Annotated in this window: 17 protein-coding genes and 6 tRNA genes; 10 read left to right on the top strand and 13 right to left on the bottom strand. The window is 36.1% G+C overall.

Translation table 11 applies throughout. From position 1 onward, the window contains the following. Window position 1 precedes the first annotated feature (1 nt). The 6 genes from AC0L3W_RS04650 to AC0L3W_RS04625 all read left to right on the top strand — a co-directional run bounded on the left by AC0L3W_RS04650 (window position 2) and on the right by AC0L3W_RS04625 (window position 6,417). Window positions 2-1,261 (top strand): SufB/SufD family protein, encoded by a 1,260-nt coding sequence (locus AC0L3W_RS04650; protein WP_409439564.1) that lies wholly within the window; start codon window positions 2-4, stop codon window positions 1,259-1,261. Window positions 1,262-1,272: 11 nt separating this feature from the next. Then, window positions 1,273-2,490: an aminotransferase class V-fold PLP-dependent enzyme gene (locus tag AC0L3W_RS04645; RefSeq protein WP_290038314.1), complete on the top strand. Its 1,218-nt coding sequence runs from the start codon at window positions 1,273-1,275 to the stop codon at window positions 2,488-2,490. Between the two features lie 9 nt (window positions 2,491-2,499). Continuing rightward, window positions 2,500-2,850, top strand: a complete 351-nt coding sequence (locus AC0L3W_RS04640; protein WP_409439565.1) for a HesB/IscA family protein — start codon at window positions 2,500-2,502, stop codon at window positions 2,848-2,850. Beyond that, window positions 2,851-3,384, top strand: coding sequence for a putative Fe-S cluster assembly protein SufT (gene sufT, locus AC0L3W_RS04635; RefSeq protein WP_290038340.1), 534 nt, complete (start codon window positions 2,851-2,853; stop codon window positions 3,382-3,384). Window positions 3,385-3,503: 119 nt separating this feature from the next. After that, complete coding sequence (locus AC0L3W_RS04630) at window positions 3,504-3,914, top strand: SufE family protein (RefSeq protein ID WP_290038318.1); 411 nt, start codon at window positions 3,504-3,506, stop codon at window positions 3,912-3,914. A 469-nt stretch (window positions 3,915-4,383) separates the two neighbouring features. Then, the gene (locus AC0L3W_RS04625; protein WP_409439566.1) at window positions 4,384-6,417 is read left to right on the top strand and encodes a DNA phosphorothioation-associated putative methyltransferase; all 2,034 of its coding nucleotides are present in this window, start codon (window positions 4,384-4,386) and stop codon (window positions 6,415-6,417) included. Here the strand turns inward: AC0L3W_RS04625 and AC0L3W_RS04620 are convergent. The 4 genes from AC0L3W_RS04620 to AC0L3W_RS04605 are packed head-to-tail and all read right to left on the bottom strand — an operon-like array spanning window position 6,400 to window position 12,900. Further along, window positions 6,400-8,526: a DUF262 domain-containing protein gene (locus AC0L3W_RS04620; protein WP_409439567.1), complete on the bottom strand. Its 2,127-nt coding sequence runs from the start codon at window positions 8,524-8,526 to the stop codon at window positions 6,400-6,402. The two genes, AC0L3W_RS04625 and AC0L3W_RS04620, sit on opposite strands and share 18 nt — an antisense overlap. Window positions 8,527-8,534: 8 nt before the next feature. Next, the gene (locus AC0L3W_RS04615) at window positions 8,535-9,455 is read right to left on the bottom strand and encodes a phospholipase D-like domain-containing protein (protein ID WP_409439568.1); all 921 of its coding nucleotides are present in this window, start codon (window positions 9,453-9,455) and stop codon (window positions 8,535-8,537) included. Further along, window positions 9,455-11,263 (bottom strand): ATP-binding protein, encoded by a 1,809-nt coding sequence (locus AC0L3W_RS04610; protein WP_409439569.1) that lies wholly within the window; start codon window positions 11,261-11,263, stop codon window positions 9,455-9,457. The genes AC0L3W_RS04615 and AC0L3W_RS04610 overlap by 1 nt, the downstream gene beginning before the upstream one ends. Further along, window positions 11,263-12,900 carry a DEAD/DEAH box helicase gene (locus tag AC0L3W_RS04605; RefSeq protein WP_409439570.1) on the bottom strand — a complete coding sequence of 546 codons (1,638 nt, stop codon included), beginning with the start codon at window positions 12,898-12,900 and terminating at the stop codon, window positions 11,263-11,265. The genes AC0L3W_RS04610 and AC0L3W_RS04605 overlap by 1 nt, the downstream gene beginning before the upstream one ends. Before the next feature lie 203 nt (window positions 12,901-13,103). Between AC0L3W_RS04605 and AC0L3W_RS04600 the strand changes: the two genes are divergently transcribed. Genes AC0L3W_RS04600 through AC0L3W_RS04590 form a run of 3 tightly spaced genes read left to right on the top strand, consistent with a single transcriptional unit; the run spans window position 13,104 to window position 18,358 of the window. After that, window positions 13,104-14,048 (top strand): DUF4007 family protein, encoded by a 945-nt coding sequence (locus tag AC0L3W_RS04600; protein ID WP_409439571.1) that lies wholly within the window; start codon window positions 13,104-13,106, stop codon window positions 14,046-14,048. Next, entirely contained in the window at window positions 14,048-17,278 is a 3,231-nt protein-coding gene (locus AC0L3W_RS04595; protein WP_409439572.1) for a hypothetical protein, read from the top strand. Before AC0L3W_RS04600 ends, AC0L3W_RS04595 begins: the two co-directional genes overlap by 1 nt. Beyond that, window positions 17,279-18,358, top strand: a complete 1,080-nt coding sequence (locus AC0L3W_RS04590; protein ID WP_409439573.1) for a phosphoadenosine phosphosulfate reductase domain-containing protein — start codon at window positions 17,279-17,281, stop codon at window positions 18,356-18,358. On the opposite strand, the gene AC0L3W_RS04585 is transcribed toward AC0L3W_RS04590, so the two are convergent. From AC0L3W_RS04585 to AC0L3W_RS04545, 9 genes are all read right to left on the bottom strand, one after another. After that, entirely contained in the window at window positions 18,359-19,480 is a 1,122-nt protein-coding gene (locus AC0L3W_RS04585) for a cysteine desulfurase family protein (RefSeq protein ID WP_409439574.1), read from the bottom strand. It lies immediately after the preceding gene. A 360-nt stretch (window positions 19,481-19,840) separates the two neighbouring features. Further along, the gene (locus tag AC0L3W_RS04580) at window positions 19,841-20,338 is read right to left on the bottom strand and encodes a class I SAM-dependent methyltransferase (RefSeq protein ID WP_409439575.1); all 498 of its coding nucleotides are present in this window, start codon (window positions 20,336-20,338) and stop codon (window positions 19,841-19,843) included. Between the two features lie 75 nt (window positions 20,339-20,413). Further along, complete coding sequence (locus AC0L3W_RS04575) at window positions 20,414-20,698, bottom strand: class I SAM-dependent methyltransferase (protein ID WP_409439576.1); 285 nt, start codon at window positions 20,696-20,698, stop codon at window positions 20,414-20,416. Window positions 20,699-21,368: 670 nt separating this feature from the next. Then, window positions 21,369-21,461 (bottom strand) — tRNA-OTHER (locus tag AC0L3W_RS04570). A 62-nt stretch (window positions 21,462-21,523) separates the two neighbouring features. Beyond that, window positions 21,524-21,600: transfer RNA gene (locus AC0L3W_RS04565), tRNA-Pro, on the bottom strand. A 146-nt stretch (window positions 21,601-21,746) separates the two neighbouring features. Continuing rightward, a tRNA-Leu gene (locus AC0L3W_RS04560) sits at window positions 21,747-21,831 on the bottom strand. 35 nt (window positions 21,832-21,866) lie between these two features. Beyond that, window positions 21,867-21,942: transfer RNA gene (locus AC0L3W_RS04555), tRNA-His, on the bottom strand. Window positions 21,943-21,961: 19 nt separating this feature from the next. Then, window positions 21,962-22,038 (bottom strand) — tRNA-Arg (locus tag AC0L3W_RS04550). A 48-nt stretch (window positions 22,039-22,086) separates the two neighbouring features. Next, window positions 22,087-22,163: transfer RNA gene (locus AC0L3W_RS04545), tRNA-Pro, on the bottom strand. A 653-nt stretch (window positions 22,164-22,816) separates the two neighbouring features. Between AC0L3W_RS04545 and AC0L3W_RS04540 the strand changes: the two genes are divergently transcribed. Continuing rightward, the gene (locus AC0L3W_RS04540) at window positions 22,817-23,743 is read left to right on the top strand and encodes a DUF3014 domain-containing protein (protein WP_409439577.1); all 927 of its coding nucleotides are present in this window, start codon (window positions 22,817-22,819) and stop codon (window positions 23,741-23,743) included. Window positions 23,744-23,902: the final 159 nt, after the last annotated feature.

Raw genomic sequence — 23,902 nt, 5'->3', positions numbered from 1 at the left:
GATGAGCGAATGGTTAGAAAATGCCATCTCACGAGGGCAAAAAATAGACGATTGGTTAAATCCAAAACGTAGCCGTGCACTTGAACTTTTATCAACAACTAAATGGCCTACTCGTAAAACAGAAGCTTGGCGTTACACACCACTGCGTGCAATTCAAAGCACTAAAGCAACACAGCTTGAAGTAGTAAGTGAATTAACGCCATTAGCAATTGCCGACCTATCTGCTATTGAATTAGTATTTAAAAATGGCAAGTTAGATAAAAGCGCATTAAGCGACACACTTCCAACAGGATTAACTGTCTCTTTAGGTAGTGAGTTAGCAGCTCAACAACAATTGCAAGCAATTGCTGACTTCTCTGAAGTAAAACCTGATCGTCATTTATTTGGTTTGGTGAATGATGCATTAGCACAAGATGTCGTGATCGTGAATGTTGAAGCTGGTGTTAAAGTTGAACAACCTTTACGTATTAGTTCACTATTAAGCCAAGGTGCTGAATCTCATACTCGTGTACAAGTGACACTAGGCGAAGGTGCTGAGCTAGCAGTGATTGAAGATGTTCAAGCACAGGGTAATACATTAAACACTGCTTTTGTAGAGTACTTTGTATCTCCAAAAGCACACCTTGAGCATTACCGTTTTGCATTACAAACTGGTAGCAATGTCTCTGTTGGTGGTTGTCACTTCAACATGTTAGATCATTCAACTATGCACAGTACTATCGTAGCATTTGGTAGTGACTTATCACGCTTAGATACTGACATCATTCACTCAGGTGAATTTGTAGATGCAAAATTAAACGCTATCTACCTGTTAGATAATAACGAGCTATTCGATCTTCATGCAACCGTTGAACACGCAATGCCAAACGGCACTACAGAAGAAAACGTACGTTGTATTGTAGGCGGTCGTGCTAAAGCAGTATTCAACGGTCGAATTCATATTCACCGTGACGCACAAAAAACCTTAGCTGAATTAAACAACCGTAACTTACTGGTATCAAAAACAGCTGAAATCAACACTAAACCAGAACTAGAAATTTATGCCGATGATGTACGTTGTGCCCATGGTGCAACGTCTGCAGAAGTTGATAAACAAGCTTTGTATTACTTGCAAACAAGAGGCATAAACCGCGCACAAGCGAATGTGATCTTAAACTTTGGTTTCATCAATGAATTAATTGATTTAATGCCAAATAAAGTACTCGCTGAATGGATTCGTCCAATAATTCGTGCACGCTTCTCTGCCATGAAAGTAAACTAAGTGAGAGTCTAATGAGTTTTGATGTATTAGCTATCCGCGAACAATTTCCAATTCTAAAGCGTCAAGTCAATGGTAAACCCTTGGTGTACTTAGATAACGCAGCAACCACACAGAAACCACAATGTGTGATTGATGCAATGGTTGATTATTACTCGAACAGTAACTCCAATGTGCACCGAGGTGCACACTTCCTTGCGGATCAAGCAACACGTGGCTTTGAAAATGCGCGTGATATTATCCAGCAATTTCTAAATGCGCCAAAACGTGAAGAAGTGATTTGGACAACCGGCACCACCGAAAGTATAAACATCGTAGCCAATGGTTTACGTACCCTACTTTCACCGGGTGATGAAGTCATTGCAACGGAAATGGATCACCATGCAAACCTAGTAACATGGCAACATGCTTGTAAAGAAGCAGGCGCAACGTTGCGTACCGTACCTGTGAACGATGCTGGTGAACTAGATCAAGTCGCTTATGAAAGCTTGCTCAATGAGAACACAAAATTCGTTGCTTTCCCGCATGTTTCAAACGTACTCGGTACAATCAATCCCGTTAAATCAATGACAGAAAAGGCTAAAAAAGTAGATGCCTTAGTATTAGTTGATGGCGCACAAGGTGCTGCACATGGTTGGGCTGATGTACAAGATATTGGTTGTGACTTTTACGCTTTTTCTGCGCATAAAATCTATGGCCCAATGGGCATAGGTATACTTTGGGGGAGAGAATCTGTCCTTGAAAGTTGGCCTGTATGGCGTACTGGTGGTGAAATGATTGCCACAGTGACCTTGCAAGATGCTACTTGGAATGTATTGCCATACCGCTTTGAAGCAGGAACACCAAATGTAGGCGGTGCCATTGCCATGGGTGAAGCAGTACGTTGGTTTAGTGCATTAGATCAAGATGCAGTATTAGCACACGAACATGCATTACTTGCCTATGCCACTGAAAAAGCACAAGCATTTGAAGGCCTAACCATCATAGGTAACGCTAAAAATAAAATTGGTGTATTAAGTTTTGTACTTGAACAAGGCCACCCTGCTGACCTTGGGTTCTTACTTGATCAGCAAGGTATCGCAATCAGAACGGGCGACCTATGTGCACAACCTTTAATGACGCGCTTTAATGTGCCAGGCACTGCACGTGCTTCATTCTCTATTTACAATACATTTGATGATATTGATGCTTTATTTGTTGCACTCAACAAAGCAAAAACAATGTTGTCTTAGGAGTTATTAATGACCGTATCTGTATTTGATCCAACTGCTAATATTTTATTAACTGAAGCAGCAGAAAAATACTTCTCAGCACAAATGGCTAACAAGCCAGATAGTGTTATACGACTCAGTACCAAAGTAAGCGGTTGTACCGGCTTTGCCTACGTACTAGAAATCGAAGACCAACCTGCTGAAGACGATATTATTATCAAATTTTCTGATTTTGATATCGCTGTCGCAGCTAAATCAATGATGATGATAGCCGGCACAGAGATAGATCTTGTTACCGAAGGTATTAATCAAGTTGTTAAATATAACAACCCTAACGTTGTGGCTGAATGTGGCTGTGGCGAAAGCTTTAATGTGAGCTAACTGATGCAAAAGATGGTAGTAACACAACGCGCTTGTGCAGCGCGTAGAGTCCCAACTGGCGAACCAACCATTATTCCTGAAGGAGAGTTTATCTCCATTAATCAGAGCTTGGGTGGCAACTACACAGTGACTTGGATGGGTAACATGTTGCGCATCGATGGTACCGATGCATCAGCAATTGGCCAGCAATCTGAAGTCTTGGAGTTTGAAGACCTTGGCAAAGATGAAATTGATGAAGATCAGGTATGGCAAGCACTAGATGGCATATACGATCCAGAAATCCCAATTAGTTTAGTTTCTTTAGGTCTAATCTACAAAGTATCAGTAGAACAAAGTAACAAAACTGTCTCGATCGACATGACTTTAACAGCACCTGGATGTGGCATGGGCCCAGTACTTGTTAGCGACGTTGAATATCGTGTAGCAAAAGTACCCAATGTTGACAATGTAAAAGTTGAATTACTCTTTGATCCACCTTGGTCAAGAGAAATGATGAGTGAAGAAGCCCAATTAGAATCTGGTATGTTCTTCTAACCTCTTTCACCACTGCACATAATCCAATATAATAAATCGCACTTAGCTAGTTGTTTTATAAACAAGTTAACTGCGATTTTTTTTTACGCTGTCTATAAAGTATAAATATTAGAGGTATCATGTCATTACCAACAACAGAAGAGATCATTGAAGATTTAACATTTTTCGACGACTGGGAAGATAAATATAAGTATATTATTGATTTAGGGAAACAACTCCCCGCTTTTGATGATAAGTGGCACACCTCTGAACGCCTTGTAAAAGGTTGCCAAAGCAATGTTTGGATCCAACCTGGTACCGAAGGCGAACTACTCACTTTCTCAGTAGACAGTGATGCCATTATCGTACGTGGATTACTTGGACTAGTACTAGCAGCATTTGATCATAAAACGCCCCAAGAGATTGTAGATTTCGATATCTCAGCTTACTTCCAAGCCCTAGACCTAGAAAAACACCTCAGCCCTACTCGCGGCAATGGTTTACGCTCAATCGTAGGTCGCATTCAAAACATCGCGCAGGCGGCAGTTTAAAACACCAATCTAATAAATATTAAGGCTATTGAGTTAGCCTTATAACCCCTATCAACATACAAGCACAGTTGTTAACGATTTTATAATTCCTACGCAACAAAACCTTGAGTAAATATTATGAGGCCCAACCAAAAACGGTACCAATGTAAGTCACTTGCCTTTTCATGATATTTTTCAATCGTACATATTAATCATGAAAAGAAACTGCAGTACTTGGGTATTTATGTGTAAGATAACAGGAACCAAGTACGCGTCATTGTACAGTGGATCATAAATCTATTACTGTTTCATAAAATGTGGTTTATAACACTTGCCCTTACTTGTATTTATTTTTAATTTAGAAATTTAGAAATTTAGAAATTTATTGCATGATAAACAGAGTATTCGTTAAGATGAATAGAAGAGAAATAAAAAAATCACTGCTATCGAGCCACTCATTTTATAACAGCCCATTATAAATAGGTCATTCATGGATGCATTACTATTTGCAAAACTAGTTAAGGATGTAAAGGCGGGTAAACAGCTGCCTGATGCAATTTACTTACATAAAGATGCATTTGAGGCTTTACCTCATACGCTGATAAAATTCATACCAGCTGTTGCTAATGCCTTAAACATTACAGAAAATGAATGGGACTTGGTTAAACTTTTCAAAAAAGAGTTCCGTTTATCACTGTTAAGTTATCCAGATTTCTACAACGATTCTTACCCTGCATTAAATCGAAGCATAAACGTAAACTTAAGCAAATTATCTCACCGTATTACTGAGTACTCAAACTCCGATAATCCACCTATTTTGCACCGTAAAGAAACTATGGTTTCGCCTGCTAGTAAGTATTACCAATTATTTTGTGACCTAACTGCTGAAGGTGAGCAAGCAGGCTTATACGAAAATACACGTATGATCGGTTTTAAAGGTTCTTGGGAACGTTTAATTGCTAAAAAAGGATACGAGCTAGTTGATGGTCGTTTATTTCGAAGCTCTGCCGTACAAAGCCCTGATGATAATAAAATAATAGATCGTCATTTAACGGCCATTGTACGACATGAACTTTCGGCCCCTTTAAAAACACTAGCTAAAAATGGCTTTTTGAATTGCGACTATTCAATATTTGATTATGGATGCGGTAGAGGCGACGACTTGCGCGAACTCGAAGCCCATGGAATAGATGCATTAGGTTGGGATTTAAACTACCGCCCTGATGCTGATAAAGTTATTTCTGACATTGTTAACATTGGTTTTGTAATTAATGTAATAGAAGACAAAGATGAGCGAATAGGAGCGTTACTTGGGGCATGGGAGCTTTCACAAAAGTTACTTGTTGTATCAGCAATGCTCGGAAACGAAACGCTGATAAGTCAGTTTCAACCATACAAAGATGGCGTAATTACGAGTCGTAACACCTTTCAAAAATACTACACGCAATCAGAGCTTAAAGCATTTATAGAAATGAGCGTTGACGAAAACGCCATTGCTGTTGCCCCTGGTATTTATTATATATTTAAAGATAAGCAACTTGAACAACACTTTTTACAAAACCGCCATAAACGCGCTTATAAATGGCAGCACCTAACAGCGCCAGAACCTGTTAATGAAGAACAAGCGAGAATTTTATTTACTCAGCACCAGCAACTTTTTGAATCATTTTGGCTCACATGCTTAACGCTTGGCCGCTGCCCAGCAAACAATGAGTTTTCGCAAAGTGACAAAATAAAAGAAGTTATTGGCTCAAATAAAAAAGCCCTGCAACTTGTTTTAAAATGGTTTGAAGAAGAGGAGCTAACAACCGCCGAAACAATGCGTAGAGAAGATTTACTGCTTTACTTTGCACTCGCTATGTTTGAAAAGCGTAAGCCTTACGCCCAACAACCTGAAGATTTAAAACGCGACATAAAAGCATTCTTCGACACTTATAAAATAGCGCAGCACCAAGCTACTGAGCTGCTTTTTCAAATAGCAGACAGCGCACTAATTGAATCACTGTGCCTAGAAGCAGAGAAGATATTACCCGCGAGTAAAGTCGACTTTGAAAATGGGCTCCCACACTCTCTAACGCTTCATAAGGATTTTATAACTCTGCTACCGCTAGTACTTCGCGTGTATATAGGCGCAGCACTACAAATGTACGGTGAGCTTGATGATATTCAGCTTATAAAAATTCACATACATTCAGGTAAGGTAACACTCCTTGGTTATGAAGGATTTTATGACTCTCCTCTTCCACAGCTAAAAGAACGTGTGAAAATAAAAATGGCAGATCAAGATGTTGACTTTTTTGATTACGTAATTGAAGAAAAACGCCCATTGCTCCTTAATAAAATTGATTATATCGACGATACATTTGAAGATTATAAAAAACAAAAGGCGTTTAATAAACGCCTTTTAAAAGAATTATATAAGCTAAAAGTAGGTTCAAATAACATTTACTTTTCTCTACTTTCTGAGCTACTTGAGCAAAACGGAACGCGTATCAGAAATTATAACTTACTGAAGGCTTCGTAAATGTAAAGTGATTGAGTTTTGTAATAGACTAAAACGCTCTTTTAAATTATCGGTATAATCTTTATCCAATATGTTTTTATCAAATGCTGTTGTATCAATCTTTATAAAGTGGCTGGCAAGCGATTTATTACCTACCTTTTTTAGATACTCGGCTGGCGCAAAATCTGAAATTAAACGGTTTGACTCTTTAGTTATGTAACTTAGATTTAGAGAGCTATTGAGTATATTCTCTGGGTTTTTCCTTAGCTCTGATGATACTTCACCTATTTTCTTTACTCTTGCAAGTGGTATTAAATGGTGTAGTTCAAGTGCTAAATCATTAAAAGCTACATCCCATGCGGTTAACATAACACCATTACCTTGCGGCTCTAAATCATGAGGCTGTCTAGATAGTATAAACTGTAGAAGAATATTTTTAATCGATGTAGGCTCTTTATCTATTGCATCATCTTTCCTTAGTAAAATATTCTCACTCACATAATCTTCAACATTTAATATCCTATTCTCATAAACCTCAAACTTATTTTCATCGTGGAATATTAGCTTATCAAGTTCTTTAATATCATTTATGCATCTGATATTTTGCGCCTTAGCATATCCACCACCAAGGGTAATCGACCAGTACCAATACTCAAGCTTATTGAGCTTATCCACATCATTCCAGATATCATCATCACAAAGGTAATAACCTAAAACGACCAAAGTGAGTTTATATTGAACATCCTTACAACTTACAACACCACATCTAAGGTTTAAAAAACATAACGCTCTATTAATAGAATTTATTGTATGCTTAATATTTTTATTTACTAACTCCGCGCTTAATTTGAGAGCTTTTTCGCGTTTTATATGACCTATGTCAATTGGCTCACCGAGTTCTTTTGTATAGGACAGTACAGAAAGTAAATTAACGAACCAATCTTTAACTATTTTTAATGGCTCATTACCATGTACGGCTCCGAAACCTATAGAGTTCCATTGTATTTTTTTATCTTGCTTATTAAAACTCTTAGAAAGCGCTTTTGGAACTAACACTTCTTTACCAAGACCAAGAATTAGTTGCTGAGTTAAGTTATTTTCTTCACGGTTTTGTGCCGACTTTGCAACTATTAGGTCATATACGCTTAAGGGTTCGCCGCCGCGATTTATTGCCTCAAAGATAGCTACAGCTCGATCTATCTCTCCTCTCTTTAATTGCACAATAGGAACTTTTCTATTAAGTAAGTTTGATAATTCAAATGTTAAAGATTTCACCCACTCAGCTTGTAATTGAGCAAATTGATTTACAAACCTCAAGCTTATGTCTTTATTTTTACAGTCGTCATATATTTCTTCAAAGTCACAATCTTCTATGCCCAAAGAGTTAAAAATCTTTTTATAGTGTTCAATGGGAGTGCTTTCATCTAGATCATCTTTTATTTCTGCAATTCTATTCTCGGCGATCTTATTCAATACCTTTTTATGGATACCTTTATCACCTTTATAAATTTCCCAAAGAGGTAATAAGTAATCATTAGCGAAGCCATTTGTAATATCAGCTTTCGATAAACCTTCAACTTTATCTCCATGAGTTAAAACTCTAGTCACCTTTGGGTGATGTAACTCTTTATCCTTCGTTTTATGAATGACTTTAAATTCTATATTACCCTCAATTTCTGAATCTGTTAATGTATTCAATTCTTTAAAAATTAAATCATTTAGACCAAAAATATCGCGTTCTTCAGTTCTAATATTTAAGAACCACCGGGTTCGCAGAGAACCAAATAATTGATCCCAATTATTCTTCCAGTCGGGGTTTGAAAAGTGATCATAAAAAATAGATCTTAAGGTCGTGAGTCTCTGCTGACCATCTAAAACAAATTCGCAGTCTTTCTCTTCTAATTCCACCTCATCTGGATAACAAAGCTTCCTTTTCGAAAAGTCTGTGCTAATCCCTTCTAGTGTCAGTAGACTACCCATTGGTAAATCAACAATAAAAGATGCTAATAACTTTCTTTGCTTATCTCTACTCCAAACAAAACTTCTTTGAAAATTAGGTAAAACAAGCTTATGATGATCTAATTCATCATAAATTACTGAAAGTTCTCTTTCGAGATTTTCGATTGCCATATCATTCCTTAATTAATTATTCTTATGATTTCACTTCTTCTACCAGGCATATAAACTTCTACCTCATCGCTCGCATAGAGCTTTAAATAAGAATATAAATTTGCTTGGAGATCTTTAATTTCTTGTCGGTAAGGCCCAGGGTCATCTGCTAAAGCGTCATGCAATAACCTTGAGATTTGACCGAAACCTAGATCGCGTTCTGACTGGTTTTTAGTTATTTGTTTTTTTAACCAGCAGTATGCTTTTGTTCGCTTAAACAACGCTGACGCTAATGCAAAATCGCCTTTAGCATTCTCAATTTGAGCAAAGGGTAATGATGGGTTGACTTGATATTCACTCAAGCAAACATCTAGTTTACCTAGTGGAAAGTCAGATACAAACAGTTCAGATGTTTGTGGCAGTATATCTTCAGGCCATATAGCAGGTAACTCAGTTTCATTAGTGTCATAAAATTGTTCTAAATAAGCTTGCATTTCATCAAGCATACTTAGTGTTAAATCAGTCGCTGATTCCACAATTTTATTGATGAATGCTTTTGATTGTTCGCAGGCATTTACTCTGCTACACGACTCTAAATTACCATTATTAACTAGCGCTAAGCCTTTGCCCGTTAAATTAGCGCTGCCATTAAAAATAATGTCATGATCTATTTGATAAATTTTTGCATGCAAGTTTACGAGTGCTTTAACTTGATAGCCATTATTAATGCAATCACGAAGTGCATTTAAGTCACTTGCACCTTTTGCAAAATCAATTGGCGTAAAACGGCCTATCAACTGTACTTTAGGTTTATTGCTATAAATTAACTGACCCAACCATCGTGTCGCTGGTTGGGTCATAAAAGCAGATATGACAGTTAGCTCTTTACAGCTAGGTAATAACTCTTCTAGCTGATGTGTAAGCTCTGAACTTGAGATTAAGTTCGACATTAAAAGTCGTCCAACTCGTCATCTTCAGGGCCTTGAAGAAATTCACTAATAACTAAGCCCCACTCCCGACGAATGGTGTTTAAATAGGCTAAACGTCGCTCATCGGTGGTTTCATTCATCACTCGTGCAAAACCTGCAATTGTAGTTTGCATAATTTCAAGTTCATCACCATCCAGTTTACTAACCAACTTTTGATAAAAAACATGATTAGTATTAAACAATACGAGTGTTAACCCTTTACTTGTTGATACGTCAAAAAATGCTTCAGAATCTCGTGCTACGTCTTCAATTAAGAAACGGTTACCAGTAAGAATAAGGCGTTCAGCTTTCTCTTCAGCTTCTTCATCACTCATTCCTCCAGCTTTTTTAAGATGGTCAAAAACATCTTCCTTTTTAAGCTCTTCTGGTGTTTTCTCTTTTGTTTTGTGCCCGTGTAATTCGCGGTGGGCAGAGCCTATTGTTGCTTTACTCGCAGCTCCTTCAGATGCTGTCTTAGGCTCTTCCCCTTTGACTGCTTTACCTTCAACATTTATTGTATCTAACACTTTAGTTAAAGCTGATACATGCTTTTTAATTACTGCCACCACTTTAAGTACTTGAAGTAATGAATCAGAGTTCTCTTCTAAATCTCGTAAGTATTCTTGCTCAGAATCAAACCCAGCTTGAGTAAAAATTGTTTTCATCTCATAAGGAATTAAACGAATTGCATCTTGTTTATTATTCGTTACGCCGAAGACAGCATCAAGCGTTGGAGGAAATGACACTTCAATACCAATAAAGCGCCCTTTGCTCTCTCTTAAAGCAGAAGTTAAGAATGAATCTCTTAAAACTAGCTCTCTGTTAGCTCGAACTATTGAAACACCTACGTTTTTGCTACAATGTTTACCCCAAGTTGTACCACCTAATTTACCAACGGTGTCTTTTAAAATACGATTTGATATGTTCTTTTTAACCATTGAGGTAGTAACGGTTACATCATCTCGTTTAGGCTCTCCATTTTCATCAATGTATTCAACAGAAATGACTTCTTCGTCCATCTTCTCAAAAAAAGCCTCATTCTTATAACTACCAGGTAATTCTGGTAGCGAAGTGTTCTTTTTGAGGTACATTGGATCATTAGCTTTAAAAGTTTCCTTATCGTAAACATCAAGCCTGTCATCTGCTGATTTACGATAAGTAATGCTTTCTATTTTTATATTTTCATCACTAATGAAATTACGATACATACGGCCTACTAAATGTTCGCAATGACGATAAATAGATTTACCCGTTTTCCAGCTTAAACGGTCAAGCTTAGACCAAATAATTAATGTGCCAGATTCTGGTTTTTTAGTAAAAAATGCTTTTTCGTACTTAGAAGGTATCGCTTTTGCTGTAGGCATTGGCACTTCTTCAAGTGCACCACTTTTCATTTCATCAACATCTAAGTAAGTATGATGAGGCTCTCCACCCGCCTGCCAACTCCATACATCAACACGCTTACACTGTGAAATGGATGAGTTTGGTAATCCCATTCCAAATTTACCCATACCGCCTGTATCTTTTCGGTGTGTACCGCCACCAAATTGCATCGCAACTCTAAGTGTCGCGATATCCATACCGACACCATTATCCCAAAGAGAAATTTCTGATACGGTATAATTTTTTCGCGCGTTTAATTGTTCTTCTATAAAGCCAACTTCTACACGGTTGGCCGTTGCTTGCAAGCTATTATCAATAAGTTCCGCCAACGCGTAAGCAGTATTGTTATATCCATTATCCCTTAATGACTCAATAACGGTCTCAGCACTTAAAAATCTATTACTCATTATTTTATTTCCTTTTCTGCCCACATATCATTCCAATAACCAAATGCGAGGCTAATACTTTGAAACTCAGGTATGTTATCCATCACTGTATAAATATTGCATTCTTTATTACCGCCGCTTTTATCCCCCCTCATGGCACGACCAGCCATTTGTAAATACTGTACTAAAGAGTTCATTGGTTTAGCTATTACGGTAACGTTAGTTTTAGGGGCGTCAAAGCCTGCCGTTAGTACATTAAAATTAACGAGAACTTGTAGTTCGCCTTTTTTATATTGCACTATTTTTGCTCTGCGGCTCTCTATTGTGTCATTTTTACTATCAATAGATGCTGCTTTTATGCCTTGATAAGCAAGTGCAGTAGCAAGGTTAATTCCGTGCTCTACGGTACACGCAAAAACAATGATTTGTGACCCAAGGTTACATTCATCAATAATCGTATTTAAGATCTGTCGATTACGCTCTATGTTATTTGCTAGCGTCGTCATCGTTTCAACACCACCCGCATCTCTTAATTCGTATGCAGCAATACCTGAATAATCATAATTTAATGATTTAAAATTAGCTTTAGCTAAGTAGCCTTTTTCTACTAAGTAATCTATTGGTGATAAATAGCCCGAAATTTGCATAGATACTTTATTGTTGTAGAAAAAATTAGCTAGGCGAGCGTCTTCTTCAGATAATCCATCCTCAGAGTAGCTTCTTCCTGGGGTTGCTGTTAAACCTATTAGGTCAGCATGAAACGCCTCATCATCAATAAAGTCCTGAACCACTTCTTGAAATTTGGGGGCAACAGCTTTGTGAGCTTCATCAAAAATAACTAGTGTGACTTTTTCAGCTAGTTTTCTGTATAAAAGTTGTAGTTGCCTTGAGTCGCTTTTTCTTAAACTTAAAAATTTATGTAAGCCAGCAACCACGAACCCAGAGTCAATGCCACTTAGGCTTTCTGTGGAACTTGAATAAAATCCATAAAGGGAGGTAGGCCGGTTACCCAAAGACTGCCATGCTTTTGAAAATTCAGAGTAAGCTTGTGAGCAAAGCTCCTCTCTGTCTGCTAACCACAAAACTAAGTTATTCTCTGATTGCCTAAGATGCTCAGCAGCGATATTCATTGCGGTTCTAGTTTTACCGGCACCTGTTGGTAAATGAATTAAAACTCTGGATTTACCTTGTTCAAATGCGTTAAATACATCTTTAGAAATTTGCTGTTGATAAGGGTATAGCGAATATAGAGGTTCTATTCTGGAAATGCTTTCAAATGAATTACTACTATCAACTTCATTATGATAAATTTCTTCTAAACCAATCTTTTTAGAAAATACATGCAAATTTGAGCATGCCCATTGAATTGCAGCTTCATAATGTTTGGGTTTAATTAACTTTTCTGAAAGTTCGAACTCAGGAAATATTGCAACAAAGAGTTCAGGTGTTAATCTATCAATTAGAAGTTTTCTTAGTTTATCATTAAACACAAATTCCACTTGTTTCGTGTTCGCAATAATCTCAGCAAGCTGATTCTTTGATAAACCTTCAAAGTCACCAGTATTTTGTATGGTATTAATAGCAAAATTAATTGTAGATCGCTCCAGAAAAGAATATAACTCATCCTCTGAAAAGTTAGATATAATTTTAGTTAACATAAATACCCCAACAAAACAAACAGTTACCAACTGTACCTTATTAACATATATATAACCAGTACATCAATGTTAAATAAATAAAATATTTACCTCACGGAAAATAAAGCTGTTAATTTATACAGCATCTTTGCAAAATCACTTTAAAGGTTACCTTAAACAAGATAACATACGCCTGGATAATTTCTCCAGAGGTAGTAATAGGAATGAAAGCTAAATTTACAGGACATGACACTTTTCCCCTCAGATATGGATGGCTATTTAAAGCTGTTAACCATATGAATTCTGGAGGTAAATTACAAACTAGTAGAGTAGAAGAAACTCAAGAAGCTATAATTAAGCTTGGTGTGGGTAAAAACATGGTGAATGCAATTCGCTACTGGGCTGAGTCTGCGGGGCTAGTTATAAGTAAAAGAGAACAATCAACTATAGATTATATTACTTCTGATGATGGTAACTATTTGTTTGATATTGAAAATGGAAAAGATCCTTATCTAGAACATTTAGGCTCTATTTGGTTAGTACACTTTTGGCTTAACTTTAATTTTGAAAGCTTAACTGCTTATCGTTACTTCTTTAATTATTCTCACGCACAACATTTTGAAAAATCAAAACTGCTTTCTGATTGTGCTAATGATGCAAAAAAATTAGTTACTAACGATATTGGTAATGAAAATACAATTAAAAAAGATATTGATTGCTTTTTAAATGTGTATTGCAAAAAATTTAAAAGTGATGCGGCAAAAAAAAAGCAAGTTATAGATGAAGATCACTTCACCTCACCGTTATCGGAATTAAATTTAGTAACAGATAATGGCGGCGGTTTTTATGTGAGTGATTTAGTTGAAAGGCCTGAATTACCGATTGAAATTTTTATTTATGGTTTGGTAAAGTTCGCACAAATCGAAACAGAGGACTCAAAGATTAACAGTATTGATTTTGACTCATTATTAACTAAACCTTGCTCCCCTGGGCGTATTTTTAGGCTTTCTGAAAGTGGTTTAGGACAAAAGTTAGATGAAGCGCAAGAATATACTGACGAAGGTATATCTTGGATTGATTCTTTAGGCTTAAGGCAGGTAAAAATAAATAAAGATTACTTAGATAACCCTTTATCAATAATAGAACAATTTTATAAAGGGGATGCGTAATGACTAATTCTATAATTTCTATTAATCAACGCTATAAAAGCTCAACAAGAATTGATAGCGAATTAGCTGATTTTGAAATATTTATTGATAGCTTTATTCTGCATGGTACTGCCGTTAATGTTTTAGATACCATTAGCCGTGATTTTGCTGGTAGTGAGCAACGTGCTTACACCTTAACGGGACCTTATGGTTCTGGTAAATCTACCTTAGCCTTATATTTAGCGAGTTTGCTCTCAGCTAATAAAAAAGAGCGCATATACGCAACTACTAAGCTCGATAAAGCCGATGGTGTGCTTGATGATTTTTCTGATCGTTTCAATGTTAAGAATGGTTGGCAGGTTATTAAGCATGTTTGTGGTTTAGAAGCACCGGCAAACGCCATCTTAATGAGTATCTATAAAGCCTTTAACATTGAGTTTATTGCTGATGAAATTAAAGCTTTAGACGACGATGAATGCTTAACAGCAATTAAAAATGTTTTATCTGATTCACCTATAAAGGCAGATGGTACGTTAATCTTTCTTGATGAAATGGGTAAAGCGCTAGACCACCAATCAAGAAACAATAAAGATTTACATTTTTTTCAATCATTAGCAGATATTGCGCAGCAAGCAAAAAACTCTATTTTGTTGGTCGGTTTTTTACATCAATCGTTTTCTGATTACGCTAAAAATAAAGACGTTAAAGCACAAAAAGAGTGGGCTAAAGTTCAAGGTCGCTATAGAGATTTAAGTTTTAACCCCTCAATTGATGAATCACTTGTTTTAGTAGGTGACTCCATTACAAAAACGGATGACATAACTAAAGCTTTAGAAAACAAGTATGAAACTCTAATCAACCATGTGCTTACATGTTTTGAACATAAAAATACCAACAAAAAGGCGTTATTAAAAACTTTGCCTCTCGACCCTGTGGTCAGCCTATTGTTAGGACCAATTTCACGCCGTCGCTTTTCTCAAAATGAACGTAGTTTATTTGGTTTTTTAGCATCTTATGAAAAACTAGGATTTAGAGAGTTTTTATCTAATAGTTATGATAAAACTAGTAAAACAACAGCGTTGTATCTCCCAGAAATGCTTTGGGATTACTTACACTACAATTTACACCACTTAATTGTTACTTCGCATGATAGTAAAGCCTGGTTAGAAGGCTGTGATGCCATACATAGAGCAGAGCAAAAAGGCTCTGAGTTACATGTATCAATAACTAAAGTTATATCTCTATTAACTATATTCGGCTTTCAGCACCAATTACATGCTAAAAAAGAATTTATTATTGATTACTTTTTTGCACGTGGTGAAAGTAAAGCCGATATAAAAAACGCAATTAAAGATTTAGAAGCATGGACGATTGTTATATATCGTCAAAATCATAATGCGTTATTTGTTTTCCAAGGGAGTGATATTGATATACATTCCATGGTAGTAGAACGTATAGAGTCTATTAGTCAAGGTGTTGATTGGACGAAAGTATGTGATATTCCTCAAAGTATTTTAGCAACAGCACATTATCATAAATCTGGCACTATGCGTTGGGCAAATACTAAACTAATTAATAAGATAGAAGCTGGTTTTATTGAGTCTTTAAAAGTAGAGCCTTTAAAAGGTGCATCGTTTTTAAGCTTTTTGCTTCCTGCTAATGAAGCCGTTGCAAAACAACTTAAATCTGCCATGCATGATTTACCCTACGCAACAGTAGGTGAAGCAGTTTCTTTAGAAAAACTAAAAGAAGTTGCCACCGAATTAATCGCTTTAAACCAAATTGCTCAAGAAGAAGCCAAAATAAAGCACGATTTAATTGCTCAAAAAGAATTAGAAAGTCGTATTTTTCTTGCAGCAAAACAAATAGAACAAGAGTTATCTTCAGTATTTGAAGCTGCTAGCTGGCAACATCAAGGGAAGCTTATAAAAGGTCGTTCGCTTTCTCAAATATCCTCAGCTATCGCTGAAAATATTTTTAATGTCGCACCGACTATCGTTAATGAATTAGTGAATCGCTCTAAACCTTCAGGTAGTGCAAACTCTGCAATTAAGAAACTACTCATTAGAATGGTTGAAAATGGTGATGAATTTGAACTTGGTTTTGGTGCAGATAACTTCCCACCAGAAAAAGGTTTGTACTTATCATGTTTAGTACATAAAGGATTACATCAGTTTAATTTTGAAACAGAGTTAGGTGATTTTTGTATGCCTGATGGAAGTAATCAAGACATGGTTACCTTATTTTCCTCTGCTCTTGAGCATCTTAAATCGAATCAGAATAAAATTATTTATCTTTCTGAGTTATATACTTTGTGGAGTAGTGAACCTTATGGTGTTGCCAAAGGTATTTTACCTATATGGTGTTTAGCATTTCTCTTGGCTAACACAGAGCATTTAGCATTTTACGACCAAGACGTTCACAATAATGACATTTTTATAGCTGAGCCTGACGAAGAGTATGCAGTTAAATTAATTAAAGAGCCACAAAGTATTGGCATTAAGTTTATTACCATGGATGGCATTAAGTTAAACCATCTAACAGCTTTAGCTAATGCAATTAATGATGACTCAGTGAAACCTTCAACCTTAAAGCTTGCACAAGAATATGTACAGTTTGTGAGTGAGCTTAGCCCCTGGACAAAGAAAACTAATAATATATCTAAACTTGCTAAAGGTTTCAGAGATTTAACATTATTGGCTTCTGATCCAACACAATATTTAATAGAAGATATCCCTAAGCTATTCGAGAATAATAAAGTAGATGTTAGCGTTGATAAAATATCAGAAGTCATCAGTGAATTACGCTCTGCTCATGAAGATATGATAAATGGATATCGAGATCGTATAGCGTCATTCTTTAAACTAGATGAACATTTATTTTCTCGTTGTCAGAAAGTTGCTAACTACACCTCTGATTATAAGTTAGAAACTTTTGCCTCACGTTTAGCTGAATTTACAAGTAATGAAAAATGGGTTTCAAGTATCATTTCATTACTCTCTAGTGTTGCAGAACGTAACTGGAATGATATGGCGCTAGAAAAAGCTAATTCTGAGTTAGTGCAAATGATTGATAAATTCAAAGCCGCTTCTCATTATGCTGTTTTGGGGGATTTAACACCTAAAAAAGTGGATGAAAAGTTTAACGAACAATTGACGACAATTAAATCAACACTAAATAAAATTGATCCCGCACAAAAACGTGCAATTCTATTAAGATTACTTGAATCATTTGAAGAAGAGGATACTTAGATGACAACGTCTAAAAAAACATTACATGTACTTGGCCTATCAGGAGGTAAAGATAGTGCTGCACTTGCCATGTACATGAGACAAAATTATCCAAGTATTGATATGCATTATTACTTTACCGATACAGGTAAAGAGCTTCCTGAAGTTATAGATTTTGTTAACCGCTTAGAAGGTTATGTCGGAACTATTATTGATCCATATGAAGAGGTTTTTACGTCAAATAGAGAGAAAAAAGATTTCGACTTTCATTTGAAAAAACATAAAAACTACCTTCCTTCACCTCAAGCTCGCTGGTGTACTATTCAAATGAAATTAGTACCATACGAGCAATGGGTAAATAAAAAAATGAAGGATGAAGGGTACGATGAAATAGTTTCATACGTAGGTATTAGATCTGATGAACCAGAGCGAACAGGATTTATGACTAACTCTATTTCTGAAAGCTATATGAAAATAAAAATGCCTTTCAGAGAAGATGGCGTAGATAGAAATGGCGTATTTGATATTTTAAGAAAAGCTGACTTATTTGCAGATCATCCAGATGTTATTGCTTATAGAGAACTTAAAGAGCAAGATGAAAACGAAATTAATGACTTTTTTGAATACTTGGTTGAAGAGAAGCATAAAGATCCTGAATATAAGGGTAATCTGAATGCCTCAACCATGCGTAAAATTGTTGAAGCAATGGATGATGGTAAACCAGGTTATTACGGCTGGCGTTCTCGTAGCGGCTGTACATTCTGTTTTTACCAACAGAAAATAGAATGGTTACGCTTAAAAGAAATATACCCTGAAGCGTTTGAAGAAGCTAAAAAGTATGAGAAAGCGGCTGAAGATGAGCGTGAAGACGGAACATTTTATTGGCTCGGTAAAGGAACCCCATTATCAACACTAGAGAACCCTGATCGGCAAGAGCAGATTGAAACAAATCATAAAAAGAAATTTGAACGCTTTTTGAAGAAAAAGAACAAACGTCGTAATGCGCTGCAAATCGCAGTAAAAGAAATTGATACTGATTTTATGGATGATATTTATGATGAAGCAGAAGGCGGTGGTGCCTGCGTTACGTGTTATAAATAATTAACTTTGCGAAAACGATTTAATTATTTTTACCAATTCATCAATCGATTTAGTTTCAATATCTAACGGAAAGCTTAATCTAAAAGTCTTATCAGCTAACTCACGTGTTAAACCAATCGCGGTTAATACGTGAGAAGGCTCTATTTCTTTAGATGAGCAAGCAGACCCTTGAGCTAGACACAGTTTCTCTTCGTTTGCTCTAACCAAGGTTTCAGTATCTGTATTTGGCAGCGTTAACGAAATACAGTTTGATAACGTATTTATTCCATTTTTTATAAAAGTTATTTGCCCTTCTTCTAATTTATTTAATAGGTATGCTGCAATTTTTTTACTTTCAAAATTATTGTAATGATTAGGAAATGAAACAACAGCTTCACCAAAACCTATAATAAGTGGTGCAGCAACGGTACCACCTCTTAAACCCTCTTCTTGCCCCGCTCCGTGGATTACAGGAGTTAAATGTTTGTGCCTTAAATCTCTGATGTAGATAGCGCCAATACCTTTCGGCCCACCAATTTTATGAGCAGAAAACGACATAACATCTACATTTAAATCATCTACATCAATATCTATTTTTTTAAAGCTTTGTGCTGCATCACTATGAAATAAAACCTCAGCGTCAAAACAAACTTGTCCTATTTCTTCTATCGGATTAACAGTGCCAAGTTCATTGTTTACATGCATTACAGAAACTAAAACAGTATCGGTGCGGATTGCAGATTTTATAGTTTCAGCTTCGATAATACCTAACTTGTTAGGTTTCACATAAGTAATTTCATATCCTAATGTCTTTAAATAATCGCAGATTGAAAATATACATTTGTGTTCTATTTGCGTGGTGACAATATGCTTTTTCTCAATAGGTAAATCGTTGCTTAAAAGCAGACTTTTAAATGCTATATTGTTTGATTCTGTTGCGCCACTTGTGAAAATTATTTCACTGGGGTACGCACCAATTTCATCTGCAATTCGTTCTCTAGTTTCACTTATTTTTTGAGATATAAGTTCACCATAGGTGTGGTTAGATGCGGAATTAGCATAGTATTTATCGAAAGCTTCAGACAGAGCTATTTTTACTTCAGGCAGAAGGGGATATGAAGCTGCTGTATCCAAATATATCATGTTAAAATTCTCTAAAGTTTCACAGTTTAAATACAAAGAAATATTATTGGAAATATAAACGTTTTCAAAGCTATTTATTTAAATTTTAATCAATAATACAATCAAAAATCAAAACTTTTAAATAATACCTACTACCCTATGTAATCAAAAACATAAATACATGAAATAGAAAATAGCCAGTTTAATCCCTACTAATGATAAGGTTCAACTGAATTGGAGATTTGATTAAACACTTTTTAGTTATTTGAGCTTATATTCAACAGTAAGATCCCCCTAATTTATAATATCGATCTCTTTAGTTATAAAGTATCTAAAAATAATTAATGATACCCGTTACATTTAATTGTCTCTGAACGAATGTTATGAAAAAAGCAGTCTGTTACAGCATTTTTTATCAATTAAGTCTTTATATTGATGCACCCGGTAAAGAGTAACTAAACTAATAGGTAATCTAACCCTATTATCTTCACGTCGTATAACGGCACCGGGGTGTCCGTCAGCTATACGTAATAGCACGCGCATTAACGCGAGTTTATGTGTTGCAGACTTACCGTCATTCAACGCAACATGACGAATGAATGGAAATGCTCCGCTCCCATCGTCAGGTAGTTTTAGTACGACCGTTTGCCATGAGACATTAGCTCTGCCGATTACATCAGGCTTTTTATCTGTGATTAATAATGGAGATAGTCCGAGTTTTGTAGACATTTGTACTAAAGCATCGCTAGAAACTTCATACATATTTCGTTCATCGCCACTTTCACCATGACGTAATGAGATAACTAATAGGCCGCCGGGCTTTAATAAGTTAGCGAGTTTTCGTAATGAACGAGTGCGTTGCGCATCTGGAATATGCATCTAAACGGCACTTAATAAAATGAGGTCGAAACTGATTTCTTTACGCGTGACGGCGGTGAGATCGGGAAGTGAATCTTATAACCAGTTAATGTTCAAACCTTGGGTATGATTTTTACCGAGTTCAGCTAACATTGAAGCGGGTTCAATCGCAGTCACAGAAATATTATTATCAGCACCTTTCTGTGCAAAGTACTTGCTATCTAGCCCTGCTCCAGCGCCTATATCTAAAATGCGGGCCTCTTTCTTATTTAAAATAGGAGTCAGATAGCTTAACCAAGATGCGTGGACTTCCTCAAAGGTTTTTGATAGGTACATTTCAGCTAGTTTATTGGCGTTTTTATTGTAAAAATTAGCCGTCATACCTGTCCTTATTTTAGGTATAAAAAGTAGATGAAAGACAATACGTCAGTTCGAAAGAGTTTAGGTGCTGAACGGAGTACATAAGTACCTAATAATTAAGATATTAACACTTAATAGTTACTCATGAAAAGTATAAAATTGAGTTTATTTTATATTTTTTATACATTATATTTAATCTAACTATTAATTAGTTACAGAAAAAAGTTATTCCGTAGTAATAGTTTTATTATGCCTCGCTTGGTTAGCTAATGAATGTCTTCTCTATTGTTTAAAAACCTTTAACTAGTCTAGATTTTTTTATCGATAGAACGAATGAACCGCTTAACTTATAAAGTTAAGCGGTTCATTTAAGTGTGGTCGTGATATTAGACAGGAACCTAAAAACACTCTGTTCCAACTCTTTTTCAAAACATTGGAGATGCGCTACCAAACTGCACTAATCACCGAATATTGTTATTTGTATTTTAGAAACGAAAAGCAGAGGTTCTAGAATGCAAAAAGACCGTAACATAATGAATGCTAAGAGCTTCTTTAATGTGGTCGGTGATAGATGGAGCGAATAAGCGACAGCTTAGTGTCTGAGCTATCTTTTAAGCTAATCTCGTACTTTCAGAGCCATAAATGAAAAAATCCACTTAGCTATTTCTAGCTAAGCGGATTATTCTTAATGTGGTCGGTGATAGAGGATTCGAACCTAAAAACACTTCTGGTCCAACTTTTACCCAAAACATGGAGATGCGCTACCAAAATGCGCTAATCACCGAGAATTTATTCCTAAAATGCAAAAAGCTCGTAACATAATAAATGCTACGAGCTTCTTTAATGTGGTCGGTGATAGAGGATTCGAACCTCTGACCCTCTGGTCCCAAACCAGATGCGCTACCAAGCTGCGCTAATCACCGAGTTTTTTATTTGTGCTTTGTAATAATGGGTCAAACCCTCTGGTCCAACTTTCATCCAAAACACTGGAGATACGCTACCAAGCTGCGCTAATCACCGAGTTTTTGTTAAATTTTAATCAACAGTGAGTGGTTGATTTTAGTTTAAATGGTGCGGAAGGAGAGACTTGAACTCTCACACCTTGCGATACTAGAACCTAAATCTAGCGCGTCTACCAATTCCGCCACTTCCGCAACTACTTAAACTTTTTAACTTAAGATTTAAAAAATGGGGCGAATGACGGGGTTTGAACCCGCGACAACCGGAATCACAATCCGGGGCTCTACCAACTGAGCTACATCCGCCACTAAACTTTTTTAAAAATGGTACGCCCTACAGGATTCGAACCTGTGGCCTACGGCTTAGAAGGCCGTTGCTCTATCCAGCTGAGCTAAGGGCGCAAAAGCAGGATTTATACCTTTATAACGATTCCTCATTATATTTAAATGTGGTCGGTGATAGAGGATTCGAACCTCTGACCCTCTGGTCCCAAACCAGATGCGCTACCAAGCTGCGCTAATCACCGAGTATTTATTTGCGCTTTGTAATAATGGGTCAAACCCTCTGGTCCAACTTTTATCCAAAACACTGGAGATACACTATCAAACTACGTTAACCACCAATTTTTTATTTGCGCTCTGTAATAATTAGTCAAACCCTCTGGTCCAACTTTTATCTAAAACACTGGAGATACACTATCAAACTACGTTAACCACCAATTTTTTATTTGTGCTTTGTCATAATGAGTCAAACCCTCTGGTCCAACTCTTATCCAAAACACTGGAGATACGCTATCAAACTACGTTAACCACCAATTTTATGCTTTAGCAGCAAAGGAAACTAAACAATCATTTCGTTACCTTTTGTGTTGAAACGCTTAATGCCTGTCAACGAGGCGAGATATTACTGAGTTGCGGACTTATCGTCAAACTTTATTTACATATATTTTGTTGCTTGCCGAATAATTAAACGCATTGCACAATATTAATTCATATATTAATTAAAAATGCTTTTTAATGCTATTTTTTAAACAGGTTTAACTTTATTTATCTCAATTAATTTATATGCTTAAGCAAAAAATCTACATAAACTGTTGTTAAATTCAGATATAGTGAATGTGCAGTTGAGTTAATGTCTTATCTCAACATGTTAACTACTTTAAAATGGAGTAAATAACACATGCCCTACCCTGACTTCCCAAAAGAAAAATCGTATTCTTGGCTAAATATTCTATTAATTGTCATTTGTGTCTCAATATTTGGTTACAGTATTTTTTATTTCACTTACCCAGACCAGCACCATAGGCTAGTTGAAAGACTTGAATTATCTTCCTTATTTAATAATAACCAACAAGTTAGCAATGAAGATAAAACAACGGTTATCACTCAACCAACAGAAAGTGACACTAGCATGACTAAAAATGTAGGTGCGCCTTTAGTTTCATCCGCAGAACCTACAATTATAGCGCCTGTAGATCCTGATTTGCCGACATTAATGGAGTCTGACCCAGACGTATTATTATCCATTGAGGAATTTAGTAAGCCAAGTTTAATGAATAACAAGATGCTACAAAAAGGGATTATTAGCAGTACTGTTGTATTTATTGATAATTTTAGCCGAGGTGATTTCATTGCTAGTTTCAGCCCATTACTTCCACCTAAGTTACCTTTTGTCATTGATAGGGAAGCTGGACAGGCTATTTTATCTCAACAAAGTTACCAGCGTTATGATAAATATGCGGCTTACATTGACTCATTAGATGTTAAGAAGTTGATAAAGGCTTATCATACTTTTAAACCTTTGATAGACGAGTCATATCATGAAATCGCTCGTCCAGGATCGGAGTTTCATGATGTGTTAAATAATGCGATTGACGTTGCTTTAAGCGTCCCTGTCATTGAAGAGCCAATTACTTTGCATTCACCTTCTGTTATGTACTTATTTGATGATCCGACTTTAGAGGATTTAAATGATGCACAAAAGCTGTTGCTTCGCTTCGGTCCTGATAATTTGATCACTATACAAAATAAATTAGCAGAGATTCAATTGGAGTTGAATAACCCCGAATCAACCAGTGAATCAACTGACGCATCTTCTTCCTTATAAATGAAAAAGCCAATCGTATTATCACGATTGGCTTTAACATTATTGGTGCTTAAATGGTTAAGTCACTTTTCTTGAACATATCTATCACATCATAGACAAACCACGTATTAAACTGATTTTAGTTAGTATGTCCAGTTATGCGCTATAGCATCTTTATGA

It is taken from the genome of Psychromonas sp. KJ10-5 (assembly GCF_055808325.1).
Note: the sequence above shows the minus strand (reverse complement) of the source record. Positions and strands in the feature narration are given on the sequence as shown.